Here is a 21,527-nt window from a genome sequence, read left to right as displayed (position 1 = left end):
AAAGGGGCTGACTATGGCGAATTTACAATTGACGCACGCCCCTATTTTAAATAGCAGTGCCCAGCTGCTTATCTTACCGGTTAATACTGCTGGTACACTACTCGACCCTATTCTTACTCGAGCTAAAACGTTATTCCCTGATAACTATCAACGTTATTATCGCGCGTGTCGTGACGGTAGTTTAAGTGCTGGTAGCTGTTTATTGCATAAGCGTACACGTGAGCAGGCTGGCCTTGGCATCAGCAGTAATGGCAATCAACCCAGTTATATTGCCAACCTTGTTATCTCAGATCATCCTTATCATCCGACACGCACACGCTGGCTTACTGACGCTCTAATCGACTTACATCACCAGCTTATCCCCCTTGTTCGCTATCATGGTATCCGCAGAGCTGCCCTACTCGCTCGCCCACTTATCGATAATCGGCTACGTAGTAATATAAGTAATTCATCTAACGAACCTTCATCTAAGAACTTTTCAGCTGGTAGCTTGTCCCTCAATGAACCCAACGTCGCAAACTCACTGCCATTAGACTGGTATCTCGATATCTTGCCTTTACTGAGGCAGCAACTACAAGATCTACCTAAGCTACGTATTGACGTGCATGTGCCTAAGAGCATTGATATCGTAAGCTAATTGGCGATTTGTAGAGTGTGTTTATAGGACGCCATAGTACTCAAAAGATATGCAACAGATAGTGGCGTCAGTGCTATGCTAAATTGGCATCGGCTGTTTGCAAATGCACGATTATTTATCATCAGGATAAGGATACCCTATGAAAACGCTTAGAACCCCCGATTCATACTTTGCCAACCTACTCGATTACGATTTTGCGCCGAACTATCTCATGGTTGATGATGGTGAAGGCGGTGAACTGCGCGTACATTACCTCGATGAAGGTCCAAAAGACGCTGAGCCTATACTGTTGCTACATGGCGAGCCTTCGTGGTGTTATCTTTATCGCAAAATGATACCGATATTGACCGCCGTAGGATATCGCGTTATTGCTCCAGACCTACCTGGTTTTGGACGCTCGGACAAGCCAGCGGCACGTACTGACTATACTTACCAGCGCCATGTCGACTGGATGCAATCGCTGCTTGATCAATTAGACTTAACAAACATCACGCTTTTTTGTCAAGATTGGGGCGGCCTCATCGGTCTGCGCTTAGTCGCCGATAATCCGGACAAATTTTCTCGGGTAGCAGCTGGCAATACTATGTTGCCCACTGGGGATCATAATCCCGGAGAGAGCTTTCGCCAGTGGCAGCAATTCTCGCAGGACACCCCACAGTTTCATGTCGGAGGCATCATTAAGAGCGGCACCACTACCGAGCTATCGCAGGCGGTTATCGATGCGTACAACGCCCCTTTCCCTGATGAGTCATACAAAGAAGGCGCTAGACAGTTTCCGCTTCTTGTCCCCACCACGCCAGATGATCCTGCCTCAGAGAATAATCGGGCGGCTTGGGGTAAGCTCAGCCAATGGACGAAGCCATTTATTACGCTGTTTAGTGATTCTGATCCTGTCACGGCTGGTGGCGATCGAATCATGCAAAAGCTGATACCGGGAACGAAAGGTCAAAACCATACCACAGTTAATAACGCTGGTCATTTTTTGCAAGAAGATCAAGGGGGAAAAGTAGCAGAGCTGCTGGTTGAGTTTATTGCTGATAATCCTCTCAGCAATTATTAATAAAATTTGGTATTTTCTTCGTTATCGCCTACAACATTAGTGTGACTATTTAAGCGTTTATAACATGACATGTGTTTTCCTGTAGACATTAAACAGTAGATTTATATCCGTATATTGATTAAAAAATAGCCTTGGCTTAGTATTTATGAGTGTCTACTACAAATACTTTTTACTCAAAATACAAATAGGGATAATAAATCATGTCAAACAATGATGCAAAAAATAGTAATGCTGGAAATAAGAAAAACTCTACAGGCAACAAAGCCGTTACTGGCGTAGAAGTGGTCAAAGATGATACCGTGGTATTTGAGGACGGCGACTTTGAAGAGTACAACACTGAGCATGACTACGAAGAAGGTACAGAGGACAGTGCTGCTAAAAAGGGCAAGTCAGAGAAATCAAGTAAGAATAAAGATTCTGAAAAAGAGCAGAAATCTGACAAAAAAGACAAGGCTAGCAGCGCTGATAAAGAGTCTAAGTCAAATGAAGACGATGAAATGGTTAAAGACGGCAAGTCCAGCAAAAAAGATAAAGCTAGTAAAAAAGACGGCGCTGACCAAGAGGATAAATCTGGCATTACTATGGCAGGTATTTACCAATGGGCCTCAAAACTCAAAGATGACTTTACCTCTGACGCTAGTGGGATGACTCACGATGTCTCTGAAAAAGCAACGGCTATGATGCTTGGTAAACTGTTGAATGCGGTAGATCTTGAATTAGCGGCCTTTGATAAGAGCTTAGACGTCGCCAAAAATCTAGTCGCGACGGCTGAAGAGAGACGCAAAAAAATCGCTGCAAAAAAAGAGAAATACCAAGGTATGATTGACAAGTTGGATCAGGAATGATTACTCTGGCTAATTAGCCAGTTAGGGCGTGTCCTCATTTCAAAAATGGTCATAAAAATGAAATAAATTGCCGTTAAACGAGGAAAATAGCGCAAATAATATCGAGATATTAATCAGCTATTTGACGATGTTTGGCAAAATTTAGCTATTTTTAGGCCATTTAGATACAAGCGCTTGAATTGAAGATACGCCCTAGTCTAGAATTTTATTAATCCAATGTTGAACGTCTACTATAAGCGTTTGGCGTTGGATTTTTTATTGTCCGTTGCTTAGGTATGATTTTATTAAAAGGCAATGTCATTAAATGTAGCGAGTAAAGAGTAATATCGATATATCACGCACTGCTGATAGACATTTTCCTTGCTCGCTGTGGCTGCGCAGACAGAGACTACAAAAAACTGATATCAGCAATACCGTCGCGCTTTTAGGATATTTTGACTATAGATTGGATAGAGATAGCAATATTCAACCTGACACAAATGGAAATGATTATTTAATAATTATTTAGCCACAAAAAAAACCGCTCTGAATAAATCAGAGCGGTTTTCAAAATTGTACTAAGCGACATCAACCAAAAAAATACTTATTCAGCAGTTGAGGTTGAACCCTGCTCAACGCCTTTCATAGTCAACTTGATGCGACCACGGTTATCGACGTCTTGTACGAGTACCTTAACGGTTTGACCTTCTTTTAGATAGTCAGAGACATTCTCTACACGCTCTTCTGCGATTTGCGAGATATGTACTAGACCATCAGTGTTTGGCAAGACGTTAACGAACGCGCCAAAATCAACGATACGAGCAACGGTACCTTCGTAAGTTTTACCGACTTCAACTTCAGCAGTCAATGCTTCGATTTTACCGATAGCGGCTTTGGTTGCTGCTTTGTTTTCACCAAAGATACGAATCGTACCACCATCATCGATATCGATAACGGCACCAGTTTCTTCAGTTAGCTGACGAATCATCGCGCCGCCTTTACCGATGACGTCACGGATTTTGTCCGGATTGATTTCGATAACCGCATAGTTAGGGGCATGGGCGTTAATTTCAGTACGGCTCTCTGGCAATACTTTATTCATCGCGTCTAGGATATGGATACGACCGGCATGGGCTTGCTTTAGCGCTTGCTCCATGATGTCAGGAGTAATCCCTTCGATTTTGATATCCATCTGAAGCGCAGTGATACCGTCTTTAGAACCAGCCACTTTAAAGTCCATATCGCCAAGATGATCTTCATCACCTAAGATATCTGACAATACAGCGAAACGCTCGCCTTCTTTTACGAGACCCATCGCGATACCAGCAACTGGTGCTTTAATCGGTACGCCTGCATCCATTAATGCCAAGCTGGCACCACAGACAGAGGCCATAGAAGAAGAACCGTTTGATTCAGTAATCTCTGATACCACACGGATGACGTACGGGAAGCGTTCGCTGTCCGGTAGCATCGCTTGTACACCGCGGCGTGCTAGACGACCATGACCAATTTCACGACGTTTTGGAATACCTTCACGACCCGTTTCACCAACAGAGAAATGCGGGAAGTTATAATGCAGCATGAAATGATCACGGATAGTGCCCGCTAATGAGTCAATCATATTGACATCACGGCTGTTACCTAAAGTCGTAGTAACCAATGCTTGGGTCTCACCGCGAGTAAATAGCGCTGAACCATGCGTGTATGGTAGTACGCCAACTTGCACGTCAAGCGCACGAACGGTCTCAAGGTCACGACCATCAATACGCGGCTTACCTGACAAGATATTGTCACGAACCGTACGATATTTAAGATCGTTATAGATTTCTTTTAATTCAGAAACGGTATCAGCATAATTTTCAGATTCCGCATCACCAGCAAGCGCATCGATAATGGATTGCTTAATGTCATCAAGCTTAGTATAACGCTCTTGCTTATCAGTAATGGTATAAGCATCAGCCACTTGCTCGCCGAACTGCTCTTTCATGCTAGTCTCTAACGCTGCATCACGTACAGGGGCGACGTACTGCTGCTTAGCCGTACCGATTTCTTCCGCCATAGAAGCGATGTTATCAATAACGATTTGTTGTTGCTCATGACCGTATAATACCGCGCCTAGCATCTGATCTTCAGACAGCTCTGCCGCTTCAGATTCAACCATTAGCACTGCAGATTTAGTACCAGCAACCACTAGATCAAGGTCACTTTCTTTAAGTTGTTCAAGCGTTGGGTTTAGTACGTACTCACCATTGATAAAGCCAACACGGGCCGCAGCGACAGGGCCATTGAATGGCGCATCAGAGATCGCCAATGCGGCTGAAGCACCAATGAGGGCTGCAATATCGGCAGATTGAGTCTTATCTGATGAAATAACCGTTGCGGTAATTTGAATTTCGTTGACATAACCTTCAGGGAATAGCGGACGAATCGGACGATCAATCAAGCGTGACGTTAACGTTTCATTTTCGCTTGCACGACCTTCGCGTTTGCCATAAGCGCCTGGAATTTTACCAGCAGCATACATTTTTTCTTGATAGTTCACGGTCAATGGAAAGAAGTTTTGACCTTCTTTAGGGTCAGACTTTACCACTGCTGCTACTAGTACGGTAACGCCGCCCATGTGAACCAAAATAGAGTTTGCTTGACGTGCTACGCGACCAGTTTCGATAACAACCTGCTGGTTGCCGTACTGGAATTCACGCTTAATAGTGTTAAACATTGTCATATAATCTTCCTAATGTTGACTGACGAAAATAACATCAACGTTATAAACACGCTGATATCTGTCATTAAAATTCTTTTTATCTAGCTACTGATCAACAAGTCTTTTTTCTACAAGTATTATTGCTCAGGCTGATAGTGTCACCTACTTATCTTACGCATTTGTCTATAGTAGACATCGTACTATTACATATTTTTAGTTGTTCAAATTCGGTTTTTTGCCCATACGGCTAAAGCTTGTGCCCAGTAGAAACCATACATATATGGTATTCACTATCTCTTTACTGCTCTACTGTGACGAATAGTAGCAATGCTATAAAGCTCACAAGACATTATTTTACAGTGATTTATAGGCATTGACCAATTAATTGCAAAACAGAGCCATTGTCTATAAATCGCCCTGAATGATGGCCTATATTAGATATTAAATTAACGGTTATTTTTGCAAAATATGGTAGCGTTATATCATCTAAACACTCGAGCGCGATCATCCATACTAACAAGCATAAAAAAACGGCGTGAAACTATTCCACACCGTTTTAGAGAAAATCTATTTTATCGATAGCAACAAGCAAGTTCCAAGCGGTTTAGCAAAAAATCTGAAATAGCGCCATAAGATGGCATCTGTTATTTTAGCGACCACTCGTACTATTGTCGTTAAATTAACGACGTAGACCTAACTGGCTAATAAGGGTGGTATAACGACCAAGATCTTTACCTTTTAGGTAATCAAGCAATTTACGGCGCGTGTTAACCATACGGATAAGACCGCGACGGCTATGATGGTCAGCTTTGTGCGCTTTAAAATGGTTCTGCAAATCGTTGATACGTGCGCTCAACAAAGCTACTTGAACTTCTGGAGAACCAGTATCGTTTTCGCCGCGCTGGTACTGAGAAATGATTTGTTCACGATCGGTATTAGTTAGCATAAATATCTCCGGCAATGCTAAAAGCTCCAAGATGTACTCAAATTAAGCCATCTTACAAGCAATAGAATAGTAAATAAAGTAACTTGTGCGCCATTCAGGACAACCCTGCATTACTAGAGTTGACCTAGTGTACGACAAGCCCAATGTATGATAAAACCATTTAAAAATAAGCCAGATATCAGCAAAAATTCACTCAACTCATTAATCTGCTTCGAGCAGTGAGCTAAATAATCGGCTTAATCTAAAAGCATTATTAAATGTGACGGCAATTATAACAAAAAACTGCTGAACTAGCAGCAGTTTTTCATAATAGTTTTATGCCGATAGAATTCATCGATTCAGAAATCTTATATAACAGCTATAATTTTGCAAGATCCTGATAAATTGTTAGAAAAGTCTAATGACTTACTTTTTCACGTCATCTTCGTTTGCATTTCCACCTAGCTCGTCATCAGCAAGAGGGGCTGTAGTGGCTTCTGCTAAGCTATCAGGGCTAGCATCTTCGCTAGGGTTGATATCTTCTGCTAGCTTTTCAATCTCTTGTTCTTGTGAATCCATGTTTTTTGATGAATTACTCATAATGACTCCTAGATTAGCATTTTCATTAAGTGAACTCTTTACCGCACCGTTCATACTTATTAGCATTCAAACTTATGAATATTCGAATCAATGCGTAAAGACTCAACGAAATAATGTTTATATAAAATAATGCTTACATTAAATAGCGTAGACCGCTACATAACGCAGAGCCTTTTTATTTATCTTTTTTTGCATTCTCTAAATTATCAGCGATGCGATCAGCGGCCGCTTCTGATTCTTCGGTATGGTTGTTTTCAGTTTGGCTCTTAAGAGCGGCGGTTGCCGATTCAGCACGTTGTTGCTCAAGTTCAGCATCATTTGGGTTAGAGTTAGACATAATATTTTCCTTAATTGTAATTATAAATAGTTGAGAATTTTTAATTTTTCATCTTTGAATAAATGAAGCAAAATTTAAGACAATGCTTTATCGATAGCATCGACAAAGTTACTGATATCGTCTGGATTACGCGAAGTAATTAAATTGCCATCGACTTGTACAGTCTTGTCGACGTACGTCGCACCAGCATTTTCTAGATCGGTTTGCAGCGTATGATAGGCTGTTAGTGTTTTGCCTTTAGCAATGCCCATGTTGATAAGCGCCCAAGGAGCGTGGCATATCACAGCTAATGGTTTACCTGCATCATTGATAGCATTGATAATATCATGGGCTTCTTTATTACCGCGAATGGTATCCGCATTGACCGTACCACCTGGTAATACCAATGCATCATAATCGGAAACATTTGCATCTTTTACGAAGATATCAGCAGTAAAGGTATCACCTTTATTTACATCTTGCTGCATAGCTTGCACTTCTTTATCTTCATTAGTAGTGATCAGAAGGGTCTTGTAACCTTTGTCTTTCAGCTGGTTATTAACGTCTTCGTATTCTGCTTGCTCAAAATTATTGTGTAGTAAAAAAGCGATCGTTTTCATAATATTTCCTTTTCTGTCTATACTTGTTTCTGTTTATTTACATTTGAGTTTTTATAATCGAATTTATTATTGCGCGATAATTTTTGTTGTTTATTATGATTTGATAAATGATTTTTGCATTAATAATAGTCATCCTCTGACATATTTTTTCTTATTAAAGAATGTCCTTTCTACATACTTTTTATTCTTATTTTTTATTGTTATATTGTTTTTCCAGTTTATTTTTGATCCAGTCTTTCCTAGCTGGTGTATCTACTGTACAAAAAAAACAGGTCTCACCATAGGTGAAACCTGCAATAAAATGTGAGGATATGTGATTAGTGTAAACTGTTAGTAAGTTTTAGGAGGATTCATGGGCTTACAGTCATACGAAACGTACGAACAATGATGAGCTTAGCAAAGAAGATTCTAACGCTGAATTAACTTTTTAGGTTGTAGTCGACCATTAAGACTAACAGCACCCAAGCCAATAAACTGCCCATGCTCATCTAGCAAGCGTATATCAACTGATATCTCATGGGCTAATGGTTGCTGTTCATCGTCACTATTAATAACCTCACTATCTAATTGGGTAGCATTGCTTGCTGACACAGAAGGCTGATGGCTAATACTGGTTGAAATATAATCACGCAAATTATCAGTAAGCTGCTCAAAGACATTCAAGCGTTGCCCCATATGGACACGGGCATACTGTTCGGCGCTTAATGTAAGCTCAGCCTTTATATCAACACACGCATCGATCGGAAGGATTTGTGCCTGCCGCTTATCTAACGATAGCGCCTCTAACGCTGATAAAGAAGTCGCTTCAGCTATACCAAACTTGCCAACCTGCGTACGGCGCAGTGCGATTAAATGTCCTAATGTACCCATTACCTTGGCAATATCTTCTGCCAATACACGCACGTAAGTACCTTTGGTACAAGTCACCGTCAATTGAACCTGCTCATTATCAATAGCTTTTAACTCGATTGCTTTGATCACGATATCTCTTGGTGGTCTATCGACTTCGATACCCGCACGGGCGTATTCGTAGAGTTTTTTACCGTCTTTCTTTAAGGCCGAATACATTGGTGGAATTTGTTGCTGAGCGCCTAAAAACTGCTGGGCAACGTCTTTTAATAGCGCTTCATCAAATATTGGAATAGCCGCCTGTGCAACGATTTGACCATCTGCATCACCGGTATCTGTCTGACTACCAAACAGTATCGTCGCTTGATAGGATTTGTCAGCATCAAGCTGATAATGGCTAAACTTTGTGGCCTCACCCATGCAAATAGGCAAGAGACCGGTAGCCATTGGATCAAGCGTACCCGTATGACCTGCTTTTTTGCTGTCATGGATAGGAGACTTAAGCAAATACTTCACTTTTGAGACCACTTGCTGTGAGGTCATACCCTGCGGCTTATCAATTAAGATAACGCCGGAGACCTTTTGTTTATCCGTTGTCTTTTGACTAGTCATTGTCATGAGTCATCATTTTCTTTACTATCGACTTCATCTTCATTCTGCTCAGTTTTGATAACCGCTTGACTGATTAAGTCCATCATATAGTTGCCACGAGCCGTTACTTCATCATAATGAAAGCGCAGACGCGGCGTGGTACGAGTCTTGAGGCTATGGCTCAATTCGGTACGCAAAAAACCGGCGGCTTTATTCAGTACCTTGATGCTTTCTTCGTGGTTGGTTTTGGTCATCGCATCATTAAGCTCTGGCTCCATGATAGTGACATAGACGTCCGCATACCCTAAGTCTGGGCTGACCTTGACACTAGAGATGGTGACAAAACCCGTCAGACGTGGGTCATTGACTGCGTCGCGAATAAGAACGGCAAGCTCACGCTGGATTTGATCCGCTAAGCGTTGTAAACGTTGGTTCATGTTATTACCTTGTTTTTAAAATAGCTTTTTTTATTGGTTGCTATATTGGCTTACGAATAAGCTGAAGAACTGATATTTGTCAAAAAAGGCCTAGCAGGATGTACCTGTTAGGCCTAAGCATATCGTTATTACGGTAGTCTAAGCTTAACTTGCTCAGCACATATAATGCAATGCTACAAGAAGGCTTAGATAGTACGTTCGAACTCTTGGATTTCAAAGACTTCGATCTTATCACCAGCTTCGACATCATAGCCACGAACCGCTAGACCACATTCCATACCAGTGCGTACTTCGTTGACGTCTTCTTTATAGCGACGTAACGATTGCAATTGACCGGTAAAGATAACTTGGTCATCACGCAATACGCGGATAGGCTTGTTGCGATAGATCGTGCCTTCAACCACCATACAACCGGCAGCTGCACCGAACTTACTAGAGCGGAATACTTCACGAACATCAGCAACACCCAAGATTTTCTCGCGATGTTCAGGCGCAAGCATGCCACTCATGGCTGCTTTCACATCGTCAATCAAGCCATAGATAACGCTATAATAACGAATATCCATGTTAGCGGCGTCTGCTTTACGGCGTGCGGTCGCATCTGCACGAACGTTGAAGCCTAACAGTACCGCTTCGCTAGATTCGGCAAGCGTAACATCAGACTCAGAGATGGGACCGACACCTGAGCTAATGACTCTGACTTTTACTTCATCAGTAGACAGCTCATTCAATGCCGATAGTAACGCTTCAAGCGAACCACGGACATCGGTCTTAAGTACGATGTTCAAGAATGACACATCGCCTTGTTCCATCTGATCGAACATGCTTTCTAAGCGCATGGCGTTCTGACGTTCAAGCTGACGCTCACGCTCACGATTGGTTCTGAAATCAGCGACTTCACGGGCTTTTTTCTCATCAGTGACGACTAAGAATTCGCTACCAGCAGCCGGCGTTTCAGGCAAGCCTAAGATCTCTACTGGAATAGAAGGGCCAGCTGACTGGATACGTTGACCATGTTCATCAGTCATCGCACGGACTTTACCATAATACTCGCCCGCTAAGACCAAGTCGCCTTGCTTTAGTGTGCCTTTTTTGACGAGGACACTAACAACAGGACCACGACCTTTTTCAAGTCTTGATTCAATCACCACACCTTGCGCAGCACCATCTAACGGTGCTTCTAGCTCCATTAGTTCTGCTTGTAAGCTAATAAGCTCTAATAGCCCATCAATACCATCACCGGTTTTGGCTGAGATACGCGCCATTGGTGTATCACCACCCCACTCTTCTGAAACGACTTCTTTAGCAGTCAATTCATTAAGGACACGATCAGGATCAGCGCTTGGCTTATCCATTTTGTTGATAGCAACGATAATCGGTGTGCCAGCGGCGCGTGCATGATCAATTGCTTCTTCTGTTTGAGGCATCATACCATCATCAGCAGCGACAACGATTACGACGATATCTGTCGCTTGCGCACCACGTGAACGCATTGCACTAAAGGCTGCGTGACCTGGAGTATCTAAGAAAGTAATCACACCACGATCGGTTTTAACGTGGTAAGCACCGATATGCTGAGTAATACCGCCAGCTTCACCTGTGGCAACTTTAGTCTCACGAATTTTATCTAGTAGAGACGTTTTACCATGATCGACGTGGCCCATAATAGTGACAACTGGTGGACGCGTTTGTACGTTACTGCTGCGCTCATTGACTGCAACTTGTAAATCGTCTTCAACCTTGGTGTCGCTGACTGGTACAGGGTTATGACCCATCTCTTCAACGATTAGACTGGCTGTCGCTTGATCAATGGTATCTGACTCACGAGCTATTTCACCCATTTTCATGAGTAATTTAGTGACTTCACGAGCTTTAACTGCCATACGTTGGGCAAGATCTGCGACGGTAATTTGCTCACTGATCTCGACATCATAAACGATTTTTTCGACAGGCTTTTCAAACTTATGCTGTGACGCTTGCGTTGAACGTAAACCGTTTTTGCGGTTTTTCATTTCACGCTCGTCTTGATTCTTACGACGACCACGACCACGGGCACTAGTACTACTAGTACCGCGCTTGATTTCGCGACGTTCTTTTTCGAATGATTCTTCTAGTGCATCACCGACCAAACCTTCGGCTAGTGGCTCATCTTTACGAACTTCCGCAGCAGGCTGGTCCGTATATTTACCAGCCATTTTACGCATTTGCTCAAGTGTACGCTTCTGCGCTTCTTCCGCTTGGACACGGCGTGTTTCTGTCTCGATTTCGCGTAGACGATTTTCTTCTTTTTCGCGTACTTCGCGAGCTTTACGCTCAGCGGCGGTTTCAACTTTTGGTTTCGTCGCCGCGACTTTTTTCTTCGGTTGCTCTTTCGGCTTGACTTCTACAGTCGCCTTGCCACCCTTCTTCACAACCACTGAAGTAGAAATATCGTCATTCTTATCGTCTGACTTTTTGCTAGAGCCTAAGCTTGCACGCATTGCCGCTAAGGTTGCCGCTTGACGTTCTTCGGCTTTTTTCTTAGTCGCCGCACGCTCTTCAGCATCTTTAGCAGCACGCTCTTGCGATTCGATCATCGCTTGCTCACGCGCAGCCAATTCTTCAGCCATTTTTTCTGGATCAGGCTTCTCGAACACTTTCTTTTTACGCACTTCCACATTGACACTCTTCGATTTACCTGAAGAGCCGGTCACACGCGCAGTGCTCGTTGTTTTAGACTTGAGACTAATACGACGCTTTTCTTGCTGACCATGACTTTGCTTTAAATACGTCACCAACTTCTCTTGCTCAAGCTCGGTGACTAGGTCACCCTCTGCGCGAGCAGGCAGCCCAGCGTCCACCAGTTGCTGTTGTACAGCACTTGCGGTTTTGCCTACCATATCTGCCAGTTCTTTGACGGTCTTATCTGCCATTTATTATCACCTACTGTCTATTATTTGCTATATGTTCAATTCAGTTGTTGGCTACAAATGATTGGGTTAAGGCTGATGGTTGTGTTGCATTTGATGATGCGACATAAATACCAGCACTTTATTATCGATAGCATATCACTAAAAGACAGCGATATGCAGTTACCGCTTATTCATTGAACCAAGATTCCCGAGCTTTCATGATGAGTTTTCCTGCGGTTTCGGTATCTAATCCTTCGATATCTTCTAAATCGAAGACGGCTTGTTCTGCCAAGTCATCAACGGTAATGATGTCTTTTTGTGCCATTTTATAAGCCCAACTGACCGTCATTCCTTCAAGATCTTGCAGTTCTTGACTTGGCTCTTTCATGTTCTGTTGTTTAACCAGCTCATCAGCGATGACGACTTCTTTAGCACGTTCTTGAATCATGTCGATCGCTTCGTCGTCGAGACCTTCGATGTCATAGAAGGTTTCGACCGGTACGTAAGCCACTTCTTCAATACTGGTAAAACCAATATCGACGAGCGCTTGGGCCAAATCTTTATCAACTTCTAAGCGCTCATAAAATAACTCGATGAACGCTTTTGATTCGTTTTGTTGGCGCTGCTGATACTCTTCTTCTAGCATCATATTGAGCTTATAACCCGTTAGCTCAGAGGCCAGACGGACGTTTTGACCTTGTGAGCCAATGGCGCGCGCTAGCTGATCGTTGGTGCTAAAGATGATATCAGCGGTCTGCATGTCTTCATCTAGGATGATACTACTAACATCCGCAGGCTCTAAAGAGCTGATGATAAATTGGGCTGGATCATCTGACCAAACCACCACATCAATACGCTCACCATCAAGCTCTTGCTGAACCGCTTGGATACGCGTACCACGCATACCAATACAAGCGCCAACCGGATCAATACGATGATCGTTGGTTTTGACCGCTATTTTAGCACGAGTACCCGGCAAACGAGCGACGTTACGAATTTCAATAATTTGTTCGGCAATCTCAGGCACTTCTTTTTGCATCAAAGCTGAGAGCATTTCGGGATGGGTACGTGACAAAAGCAACTGTGCACCGCGATTTTCGCGGTTGACATGATATAAAATGGCATTGATACGAGATTTTGCACGGAGTTGTTCGCGTGGTAACATTTGATCGCGTGACAAATAACCTTCAGCATTGTCACCTAAATCGATGATATAGCCATCACGAGTCTGTTTTTTGACTTCGCCATACATCATCTCACCAACACGCGGCTCGAAAGCGTCTGCAACTAGTGCACGCTCAGCTTCACGAATCTTTTGGATGATGACTTGTTTGGCTTGAGTAGCAGCAATACGACCAAATTCGATTGATTCAATTTGCTCTTCTTTAATATCACCAATTGACCATTCTTCCTGATCAAGATCGGTGATAGCAAGCTGACAAGCTGGCATTTCATGGTCTTCATCTGCAACCACTGTCCAGTAACGATAAGTATCGTAATCGCCAGTTGCACGGTCGATTGCTACCCGTACAGCCACTTCTGGCTGCTCGGTATATACTTTTTTCTTAGTCGATACCACTAAAGCGTCTTCAATTGCTTCAAAGATATCTTCAGGATTTAAGCCCTTTTCATTACTGACAGTTTCTACTACCGTTAAGATTTCACGACTCATGCTATACCTGTCCTATCATTTTATAATTGACTTAAATTTTATAATTGGCATATTGACGTTGTATTGTCACCGTCAGTTATACGCTATTTAGGGGTCAAAATATTGATTAATACTACATTACCATTGAATATTGCAATTAGACATCTTCATAAATCAAGTGGGCTTTATCAATATTACTCAGAGCAATTTCGAACTGCTCACCATCAGCAGATGTCAGCTTTAGAGACGTCTCATCGATACTGTCTAAAGTACCTGTTGCTTTGCGGCGTTTTTGATCGCCTTCACCAATAGCTTGTATCAAACGCAAGCTCACTGTTTGACCCACATAGCCATGCATCTGCTCATCTGAGAAGAACGCACGGTCAAAGCCAGGTGATGACACTTCTAAAATGTACTCACCAGCAATAGGGTCATGCACTTCAAGAATACCGCTTACTTGGTGATTCACTGCCGCACAGTTCTCAATGGTTACTTGCTTATCTTGGGCTTGCTCTTCTGGCAAAGCTTCAATATAAATACGTAATAAAGAGCGATTGCCTTGCGGTGCAAATTCAATGCCCCATAATGCCACATCACAAGCAGCAACGGCGGGGGCAATAATCTTGGTCAGTTCTGTAACTTTGGTCGAAAGCTTCATAATCTATTTATATTTTCCTATTCACTTATCTATCTTATTGAGTAAACCGTAACTGTATCAACTTTGATTTATTATTAACGAATATTGATTTATTATTAATGAATATAAGTCACGGTCATTATGTTAAACCACAAACATCTATTAAGATGCGTTGTGCGTTTATATAAGGATGAGCATAGAAAACATCAAGCTCAGCCAAACAATGCTTTTATTATTCATAAAGCAGTACTATCGATAAAAGAGTGAGGAATAAAAGATAGTGTGCTTACGAATCATCGCGCTGGTAGCAGCAAGTGACGCCCAGTAACGAATAGTATCGTACTCTATAGGCTTAGAGCTTAGCATAAGTAGGATAGATACCGCGATAACACCGAGCAGCAGATACAAAAAAACCCACAAGCATAATGGTGGGCTAATCGTTACTGACAAATTTAGTGTACAAAACATCAGTATAAAAAGTGGTAGCGGGGGCTGGATTTGAACCAACGACCTTCGGGTTATGAGCCCGACGAGCTACCAGACTGCTCCACCCCGCATCAATCTAGAACGCATATTATAGGGAGGTTTTGTAGAAGTGTCAACGTTTATTTTAAATAAAGTCTAAATCAAACGTTTGCTACCAAAAAATCCAACCTGACGCTATGCAGCGTCCATAAAACTTGGTGCGATTGGGGGGACTTGAACCCCCACAGCTTGCGCCACCACCCCCTCAAGATGGCGTGTCTACCAATTCCACCACAATCGCATTTTTCACTGCTTTACTTTTGCTGTCTAATCTATCGTAATAGATGCTTAAGGTAGGCATCGATAGAATCAGACTGTAAAAACAGAAAAAGCATTGTAAATCTAACGCCTTAAAATAGCAAGCGCTGCCTTCATTAAAAGACAATGATTAAAAATGAATACTAAAAAACAGTTATTAAAGATACCGTTTCTAGAGATAGCGTTTTAAAAAAATAACTACTGAGGATTTTGCGTTAACGGGCGCGGCGTTTGTGGTGCTGACACGGGCGCATCTAAACGAAACTGATCTTCTGCCTGCTTACGCGCATGTACAGCCAGCGTCATACTGGTGATAAAAAATATCACGGTTAACACTGCCGTCGCACGCGTCAAAAAGTTTGCGGTCCCAGCAGCGCCAAATACGGTACCTGAGGAACCAGCGCCAAAAGAAGCCCCAGCGTCTGCCCCTTTGCCATGCTGTATCAAAATCAAGCCAATCATGGCAATTGCCACGATAATGTGCAGGGCTAATATAAACGTAAACATGGTGGCCTCTTTTGCCGCGTAATGACGACTGATAACGAAAAATAAATCGTAGGGGTTAATAATAGCGCTTAGCGTGTAATGACGCCAAATCGATTATATAAATAAGGCGCATTGTACACGATTGCAAGGGCACTGTTAAACCCACTTTTGCCAACTGATAAAGACATTTTTTGAATAAGGTGGCCATTCAATATTTGTTAAATGGATGTTTTATTTAATTTTATTAAGCCATAGCACGGCTAAAGGCCTCGGCAATCGCTAAAAAACTTTCTGCTTTTAATGACGCGCCGCCGACTAATGCGCCATCTATCATAGGGTCTGCCGCAAAACTATCGGCGTTATCGACATTAACACTACCACCATATAGTACGGTCACCGTGTCCAATGAATCAGCGAAGCCTGCAACCGTCTGCTTAATATGTTGATGCGTGGCGCTCACCTCTGCCACGGTTGGCACTTTACCCGTCCCAATCGCCCATACTGGCTCGTAGGCAATAATTAAGCGCTCAGACAATGAGGCAGTAAGCTCGGGCTGTTGCGCGAGCAAGTCTTTGATAACTGACAACTGCGTATCAATGACTGTCAACGTCTGCTTATCATCATATTGTGCTTGGGTCTCACCAATACAAAATACCACGCCCAAATTTTGCGTCAGCGCATGAGTCAGCTTTTGCAGCAAGCACTCATGAGACTCTTGATGGTATTGACGGCGTTCAGAGTGACCAAGTATCGTCCAAGTTGCACCAGCATCAACCACTTGCTGCGCGGAACAATCCCCCGTATACGCACCAGTGTTCGCACTATGCGCACTAATATCTTGCGCTGCACACAGCACTGAGGTATCTTTTAAACGGACGCTGACAGCAGCCAAGTGAATACAACTGGGTGCCACTATTAACCTGCAGCTATTTTTGACCACTTGCTCTTCGGTATCAACGGCAGTTAATAAGTCATCTAGTAGCACATTGACGTCGTGGCTCGTTGCTGGATTTTGCTTCCAATTGCCAATTACCCAAGCTTGCATACTCATCTACCTTGTCTCATGTATTCCTGCCAATTCGGCTCATATGCGCGCCAGTATAACAAATATTTCACAAGTGCTATAGTATAGTGCGAGCTGAAGCAAAATGGCTTATATATAGTGGCATACCCTATATAAAGCTTAAAAAAATACAGTCACTACTATGAATACTAAAAAATAACAGCCGCTTAAAACTACTTATCTCAAACGACTTTAACCAACATTGACGATAATTAATGATTAAGAGCTACTCATGAAAACCATCAATACTTAAATACTTAAATACTCAAATACTCAAATACTTAGCAAGCGGGTTTTAGCAAAACATTCGATATCAAAGAGAGGTCATTATGTCTATCACAGCCAATAAATACGGTGGTTTAGCCCAGCAGCTGATTAGCGAAGGTATCGTAAGCGAAGCGCATATGAAAACTGCGCAGACAGAATCGCAGCAACAGCAAATCGGGCTCGTACCTTATTTGGTAGACAATAAATTAGCCAATGCTTATCAACTGGCACAAATGCTGTCACAGGCTTTTGGCGATCCGCTCTTTGATCTTGACGCAATCAGTGCAGATGTCATTCCAAAAGATTTGGTCGATGAAAAAATTGTACGCAAGTTTCACGCCCTTCCCCTCTTTAAGCGTGGGCAGCGCTTATTTGTTGCTTTAAGCGATCCAACACGTATAGACGCCATTGATGCGATTGCCTTTAACTCTCGCCTCTCTATTGAAACCGTCGTCGTCGAAGAAGATAAGCTAAAAAGACGTATCGAGAGTCTGTATGCCGATACCATGCAAAGTTTTGATAGTTTTTCTGACAGTGACTTAAATATTGGCTTTGAAGACGGTGAAGAAGAGGAAGGTGAAACCAAGCTTAGCGATAATATCGATGAAGCGCCTGTCGTAAAGTTTGTCAATAAAATGCTGGTCGACGCCATTCGTATGGGCGCCTCAGATTTGCATTTTGAACCGTATGAAAAAAGCTTTCGTGTTCGCTTCCGTGTCGACGGTGTCATGCAAAAAATGGCCAACCCGCCAGTACAGCTCGCTAGCAAAATTGCAGCGCGGCTAAAGGTGATGTCACAGATGGACATCTCAGAACGCCGCATACCACAAGATGGGCGCATTAAGCTCAAAATATCTAAAAATAAAGCCATCGATTTCCGGGTCAACTCATTACCGACCTTGTTTGGTGAAAAGCTTGTATTGCGTATTTTGGACCCGTCATCCGCCATGCTCGGTATCGAGGCTCTTGGTTATGAGCCTGACCAACAAGACATGTTTTTGGAAGCGTTGCATAAACCGCAAGGTATGCTACTGATTACTGGTCCGACTGGTTCTGGTAAAACGGTGTCACTCTATACCGGCATTAACATTTTGAACACAGGCGCAACGAACATCTCCACTGCCGAAGATCCGGTCGAGATTAACCTCGAAGGCATTAATCAGGTCAACGTGAATGCTAAAGTGGGGCTGACTTTCGCCAATGCGCTAAAGTCATTCTTACGTCAAGATCCTGACATCGTAATGGTGGGTGAGATTCGTGACCTTGAAACGGCAGAGATTGCCATTAAGGCTGCGCAAACCGGCCATATGGTGCTTTCGACCCTGCATACCAACTCAGCACCAGAGACCTTGACCCGCCTACGCAACATGGGTGTGGCTTCCTTTAACATTGCCACGTCAGTGAACTTGGTTATCGCCCAGCGCCTAGCACGGCGCTTATGTAAAAACTGTAAAAAACCCATCAACGTGCCACGGCAAAGCTTGCTTGAGCTTGGCTTTACTGACACCGATTTAGACAACCCAGACAATGTCATCTATGAACCCGTAGGCTGTAACGAATGCCGCGAAGGTTATAAAGGCCGTGTAGGTATCTACGAGGTGATGAAAGTCAGCCCTGATATTTCTCGGATTATCATGGAAGATGGCAACGCAATTGATATCAAAGATGCGGCTCTCAAAAATGGCTTTCGAGACTTGCGCCGCTCTGGGGTGTTAAAAGTTTTACAAGGCGTGACCAGTATTCAAGAAATGATGCGCGTTACCTCTGAATAATGATGAACGCTAAATCGCCTTATTATTTCTACTCTCTAGGCATTGATAGCATTGCTTTTAAATAGTCTTGACTTCGAATGGCGTTATTTTTATAAACCAGCAATAATACTTACTCAGATGTACTTAAAAATAAAACAGAGTTATACTGGTTTTTTACGTTAAAATAAAGTATGCCATCTTTGTGTAATAAGTTAGGCATCGTTGTATTTCTTTGCAATATCTATATTAGACAAATCTTGAGGGTAGTAACATGGCAAAAGCGAAGACCGACATGCTGTTAGACTTTGTCTATGACGGGGTAAATCGACGCGGACAAAAAGTAAAGGGCGAAACCACCAGTCGTAGCCTAGAGCTGGCAAAAGCTACTCTGCGCAAACAAGGCATCACCGTCAAAGGTATCAAGAAAAAGCCCAAGCCCCTCTACACCTTCAAAAAACCCATCAAACCTATTGATATTGCCATCTTTGCCCGTCAATTGGCAACCATGATGAAAGCGGGCGTGCCATTGACCCAGTCCTTTGAGATTGTCGCGGACTCATTGGATAATCCCAGTATGAAAGAACTGGTTTTGCAAATAAAAGCCGATATCGAAGCCGGTGGGACTTTTGCCTCAGCCTTGCGTAAACACCCACGCTATTTTGATGATCTGTTTTGCTCGCTCGTCGACTCTGGCGAGCAATCAGGTGCGCTTGAGACCATGCTGGAGCGGGTTGCCACTTATAAAGAAAAAAGCGAATTATTAAAAGCCAAAATTAAAAAAGCGGTAAAATATCCTATCGCGGTTATTGTCGTCGCTGTTATCGTTACCATGATTCTGCTTATCAAAGTAGTCCCTGTATTCTCAGACTTATTTGAATCTTTTGGCGCAGAGCTCCCTGCCTTTACCCAAATGGTCGTTGGCATGTCTGAATGGATGCAGGCGTGGTGGTTTATTTTGATTATTCTCATTGGTGGGGCGATTATTGGTTTTTCAGAAGCCAAAAAACGCTCTAAGAAATTCCGAGACTTTTTAGACCGTGCCGTATTAAAAATACCAATATTTGGCAATATTGCTTATCAAGCCATTATCGCGCGTTTCGCTCGTACCTTATCTACCACCTTTGCCGCTGGTGTACCCCTTATCGACGCCCTAGATTCGACTGCTGGCGCCACTAATAACGTCGTGTTTTATAATGCGACGCAGCAAATCAAAAATGACGTATCTACTGGTCAACAATTGCAGTTTTCGATACGCTCTACCAATCTATTTCCAAGTATGGCCATTCAAATGGTTGGTATCGGTGAAGAGTCTGGTAGCTTAGAAGAAATGCTAGATAAAGTAGCGGTCTATTACGAAAACGAAGTCGACAATGCGGTCGACGGCTTGACCAGTCTGATGGAGCCTATGATTATGGCTGTGTTGGGGGTTTTGGTCGGTGGCTTGGTGATTGCGATGTATTTGCCAATCTTCCAAATGGGCTCAGTGGTAGGTTAAAGATGACGGAAAGGACAGCGATTTAATGCAATTTATAGAATTATTACAAAGTAATATGACGGTAGCGTTAGTCGTATTTGGTCTGTTGGGCCTTTGTGTGGGCAGTTTTTTAAATGTGGTGATTCACCGTATGCCGCTGATGATGGTCTATAGCTGGCGTCAAGAATGTAGTCAATTTATGGCGCAGCAAGCAGACATGCCGCAAGAGCATACCATACCACTGACCGATATCGTCGCAGCGGATACCCCTATTACGTTGAGTCGACCAGCGTCGCGCTGCCCTCACTGCGCGCACAAAATAAAGTGGTATGAGAACGTACCCTTAATAAGCTGGCTGCTGTTACGTGGGCGCTGCTCAAACTGTAATGCTGCTATCGGTCTGCGTTATCCTTTGGTTGAGCTCGTCACTGCCTTGTTATCCATACTGGTCATCTATCAGTTTGGGGTCAGTGCCGCTGGGTTGTCCGCCTTAGTTTTAGTATGGACGCTAGTGGCATTAACGGGTATCGATTTTGATACCCAGCTACTGCCAGATCGCCTAACCTTTCCGTTAGCGGGTTTAGGATTGGCCGTCAATTCACAAAGCTGGTTCGTCTCACCAACTCAGTCTATTTGGGGCTTGTTGTTTGGGTTTTTATCATTATGGATAGTGGTCAAAGTATTCTTCCTTATCACCAAAAAACATGGCATGGGACAAGGTGACTTTAAGCTCCTAGCAGTACTGGGTGCTTGGCTTGGGCCCATGATGTTACCATTAATTATTTTATTGTCTTCCCTACTCGGCTCAATCGTTGGCCTGATTTTGATGAAAAAACAAGGTGAGAGTAAGCCTTTTGCCTTTGGTCCTTATATCGCAGTGGCTGGTATTGTTGCTTTATTATATGGCTCAGATATCGTCAGTTGGTACTTGGGCATGTATACTTAGGGTCACAAACTATTT

Annotated in this window: 18 protein-coding genes and 2 tRNA genes; 6 read left to right on the top strand and 14 right to left on the bottom strand. The window is 43.1% G+C overall.

The window, feature by feature from the left end; genetic code table 11:
- Positions 1-13: 13 nt before the first annotated feature.
- From ACSUPM_RS00515 to ACSUPM_RS00505, 3 genes are all read left to right on the top strand, one after another.
- Complete coding sequence (locus ACSUPM_RS00515; RefSeq protein WP_025652577.1) at positions 14-637, top strand: hypothetical protein; 624 nt, start codon at positions 14-16, stop codon at positions 635-637.
- A gap of 139 nt (positions 638-776) precedes the next feature.
- Positions 777-1,697: a haloalkane dehalogenase gene (locus ACSUPM_RS00510; RefSeq protein ID WP_201607580.1), complete on the top strand. Its 921-nt coding sequence runs from the start codon at positions 777-779 to the stop codon at positions 1,695-1,697.
- Positions 1,698-1,897: 200 nt separating this feature from the next.
- Positions 1,898-2,542: a hypothetical protein gene (locus ACSUPM_RS00505; protein ID WP_436880064.1), complete on the top strand. Its 645-nt coding sequence runs from the start codon at positions 1,898-1,900 to the stop codon at positions 2,540-2,542.
- Positions 2,543-3,125: 583 nt separating this feature from the next.
- Here the strand turns inward: ACSUPM_RS00505 and pnp are convergent.
- From pnp to tpiA, 14 genes are all read right to left on the bottom strand, one after another.
- Complete coding sequence (pnp, locus tag ACSUPM_RS00500; RefSeq protein WP_101211170.1) at positions 3,126-5,246, bottom strand: polyribonucleotide nucleotidyltransferase; 2,121 nt, start codon at positions 5,244-5,246, stop codon at positions 3,126-3,128.
- Between the two features lie 658 nt (positions 5,247-5,904).
- The gene (gene rpsO, locus ACSUPM_RS00495) at positions 5,905-6,171 is read right to left on the bottom strand and encodes a 30S ribosomal protein S15 (protein WP_025652581.1); all 267 of its coding nucleotides are present in this window, start codon (positions 6,169-6,171) and stop codon (positions 5,905-5,907) included.
- Between the two features lie 405 nt (positions 6,172-6,576).
- A complete protein-coding gene (locus ACSUPM_RS00490; protein WP_198015448.1) occupies positions 6,577-6,750 on the bottom strand; it encodes a hypothetical protein in 174 nt (57 codons plus the stop codon).
- A 175-nt stretch (positions 6,751-6,925) separates the two neighbouring features.
- Positions 6,926-7,087 (bottom strand): hypothetical protein, encoded by a 162-nt coding sequence (locus ACSUPM_RS00485; protein WP_156915649.1) that lies wholly within the window; start codon positions 7,085-7,087, stop codon positions 6,926-6,928.
- Between the two features lie 74 nt (positions 7,088-7,161).
- Positions 7,162-7,686 (bottom strand): type 1 glutamine amidotransferase domain-containing protein, encoded by a 525-nt coding sequence (locus ACSUPM_RS00480; protein ID WP_201566977.1) that lies wholly within the window; start codon positions 7,684-7,686, stop codon positions 7,162-7,164.
- Between the two features lie 408 nt (positions 7,687-8,094).
- Positions 8,095-9,153, bottom strand: a complete 1,059-nt coding sequence (gene truB / locus ACSUPM_RS00475) for a tRNA pseudouridine(55) synthase TruB (protein ID WP_025652583.1) — start codon at positions 9,151-9,153, stop codon at positions 8,095-8,097.
- Positions 9,150-9,563: a ribosome-binding factor A gene (locus ACSUPM_RS00470; protein ID WP_025652584.1), complete on the bottom strand. Its 414-nt coding sequence runs from the start codon at positions 9,561-9,563 to the stop codon at positions 9,150-9,152. Before ACSUPM_RS00470 ends, truB begins: the two co-directional genes overlap by 4 nt.
- Positions 9,564-9,748: 185 nt before the next feature.
- Positions 9,749-12,475: a translation initiation factor IF-2 gene (gene infB / locus ACSUPM_RS00465; protein WP_201566975.1), complete on the bottom strand. Its 2,727-nt coding sequence runs from the start codon at positions 12,473-12,475 to the stop codon at positions 9,749-9,751.
- Between the two features lie 166 nt (positions 12,476-12,641).
- A complete protein-coding gene (nusA, locus tag ACSUPM_RS00460; RefSeq protein WP_201566973.1) occupies positions 12,642-14,126 on the bottom strand; it encodes a transcription termination factor NusA in 1,485 nt (494 codons plus the stop codon).
- A 136-nt stretch (positions 14,127-14,262) separates the two neighbouring features.
- Complete coding sequence (gene rimP / locus ACSUPM_RS00455; protein ID WP_025652588.1) at positions 14,263-14,763, bottom strand: ribosome maturation factor RimP; 501 nt, start codon at positions 14,761-14,763, stop codon at positions 14,263-14,265.
- 459 nt (positions 14,764-15,222) lie between these two features.
- Positions 15,223-15,299: transfer RNA gene (locus ACSUPM_RS00450), tRNA-Met, on the bottom strand.
- A 124-nt stretch (positions 15,300-15,423) separates the two neighbouring features.
- Positions 15,424-15,508, bottom strand: a tRNA-Leu gene (locus ACSUPM_RS00445).
- A gap of 215 nt (positions 15,509-15,723) precedes the next feature.
- Positions 15,724-16,032, bottom strand: coding sequence for a preprotein translocase subunit SecG (secG, locus tag ACSUPM_RS00440; protein ID WP_025652589.1), 309 nt, complete (start codon positions 16,030-16,032; stop codon positions 15,724-15,726).
- A gap of 223 nt (positions 16,033-16,255) precedes the next feature.
- Entirely contained in the window at positions 16,256-17,056 is an 801-nt protein-coding gene (tpiA, locus tag ACSUPM_RS00435; RefSeq protein ID WP_201566971.1) for a triose-phosphate isomerase, read from the bottom strand.
- Between the two features lie 347 nt (positions 17,057-17,403).
- On the opposite strand from tpiA, the gene pilB reads away from it, so the two are divergent.
- From pilB to ACSUPM_RS00420, 3 genes are all read left to right on the top strand, one after another.
- The gene (gene pilB / locus ACSUPM_RS00430; RefSeq protein WP_025652591.1) at positions 17,404-19,113 is read left to right on the top strand and encodes a type IV-A pilus assembly ATPase PilB; all 1,710 of its coding nucleotides are present in this window, start codon (positions 17,404-17,406) and stop codon (positions 19,111-19,113) included.
- Between the two features lie 250 nt (positions 19,114-19,363).
- Positions 19,364-20,587, top strand: a complete 1,224-nt coding sequence (locus tag ACSUPM_RS00425; protein WP_025652592.1) for a type II secretion system F family protein — start codon at positions 19,364-19,366, stop codon at positions 20,585-20,587.
- A gap of 25 nt (positions 20,588-20,612) precedes the next feature.
- Positions 20,613-21,512: a prepilin peptidase gene (locus ACSUPM_RS00420; protein ID WP_025652593.1), complete on the top strand. Its 900-nt coding sequence runs from the start codon at positions 20,613-20,615 to the stop codon at positions 21,510-21,512.
- Positions 21,513-21,527 lie beyond the last annotated feature (15 nt).

Origin of the sequence: Psychrobacter okhotskensis (genome assembly GCF_965638355.1) — a bacterium.
Taxonomy (GTDB): Bacteria; Pseudomonadota; Gammaproteobacteria; order Pseudomonadales; family Moraxellaceae; genus Psychrobacter; species Psychrobacter okhotskensis.
This window is presented reverse-complemented; position numbering and strand designations above follow the sequence as displayed.

Bases quoted from the DNA above. Each gene is read 5' to 3' on its own strand.
- ACSUPM_RS00515 (WP_025652577.1), top strand. From the start codon at position 14: ATGGCGAATTTACAATTGACGCACGCCCCTATTTTAAATAGCAGTGCC.
- ACSUPM_RS00510 (WP_201607580.1), top strand. From the start codon at position 777: ATGAAAACGCTTAGAACCCCCGATTCATACTTTGCCAACCTACTCGAT.
- ACSUPM_RS00505 (WP_436880064.1), top strand. From the start codon at position 1,898: ATGTCAAACAATGATGCAAAAAATAGTAATGCTGGAAATAAGAAAAAC.
- pnp (WP_101211170.1), bottom strand. From the start codon at position 5,246: ATGACAATGTTTAACACTATTAAGCGTGAATTCCAGTACGGCAACCAG.
- rpsO (WP_025652581.1), bottom strand. From the start codon at position 6,171: ATGCTAACTAATACCGATCGTGAACAAATCATTTCTCAGTACCAGCGC.
- ACSUPM_RS00490 (WP_198015448.1), bottom strand. From the start codon at position 6,750: ATGAGTAATTCATCAAAAAACATGGATTCACAAGAACAAGAGATTGAA.
- ACSUPM_RS00485 (WP_156915649.1), bottom strand. From the start codon at position 7,087: ATGTCTAACTCTAACCCAAATGATGCTGAACTTGAGCAACAACGTGCT.
- ACSUPM_RS00480 (WP_201566977.1), bottom strand. From the start codon at position 7,686: ATGAAAACGATCGCTTTTTTACTACACAATAATTTTGAGCAAGCAGAA.
- truB (WP_025652583.1), bottom strand. From the start codon at position 9,153: ATGACAATGACTAGTCAAAAGACAACGGATAAACAAAAGGTCTCCGGC.
- ACSUPM_RS00470 (WP_025652584.1), bottom strand. From the start codon at position 9,563: ATGAACCAACGTTTACAACGCTTAGCGGATCAAATCCAGCGTGAGCTT.
- infB (WP_201566975.1), bottom strand. From the start codon at position 12,475: ATGGCAGATAAGACCGTCAAAGAACTGGCAGATATGGTAGGCAAAACC.
- nusA (WP_201566973.1), bottom strand. From the start codon at position 14,126: ATGAGTCGTGAAATCTTAACGGTAGTAGAAACTGTCAGTAATGAAAAG.
- rimP (WP_025652588.1), bottom strand. From the start codon at position 14,763: ATGAAGCTTTCGACCAAAGTTACAGAACTGACCAAGATTATTGCCCCC.
- secG (WP_025652589.1), bottom strand. From the start codon at position 16,032: ATGTTTACGTTTATATTAGCCCTGCACATTATCGTGGCAATTGCCATG.
- tpiA (WP_201566971.1), bottom strand. From the start codon at position 17,056: ATGCAAGCTTGGGTAATTGGCAATTGGAAGCAAAATCCAGCAACGAGC.
- pilB (WP_025652591.1), top strand. From the start codon at position 17,404: ATGTCTATCACAGCCAATAAATACGGTGGTTTAGCCCAGCAGCTGATT.
- ACSUPM_RS00425 (WP_025652592.1), top strand. From the start codon at position 19,364: ATGGCAAAAGCGAAGACCGACATGCTGTTAGACTTTGTCTATGACGGG.
- ACSUPM_RS00420 (WP_025652593.1), top strand. From the start codon at position 20,613: ATGCAATTTATAGAATTATTACAAAGTAATATGACGGTAGCGTTAGTC.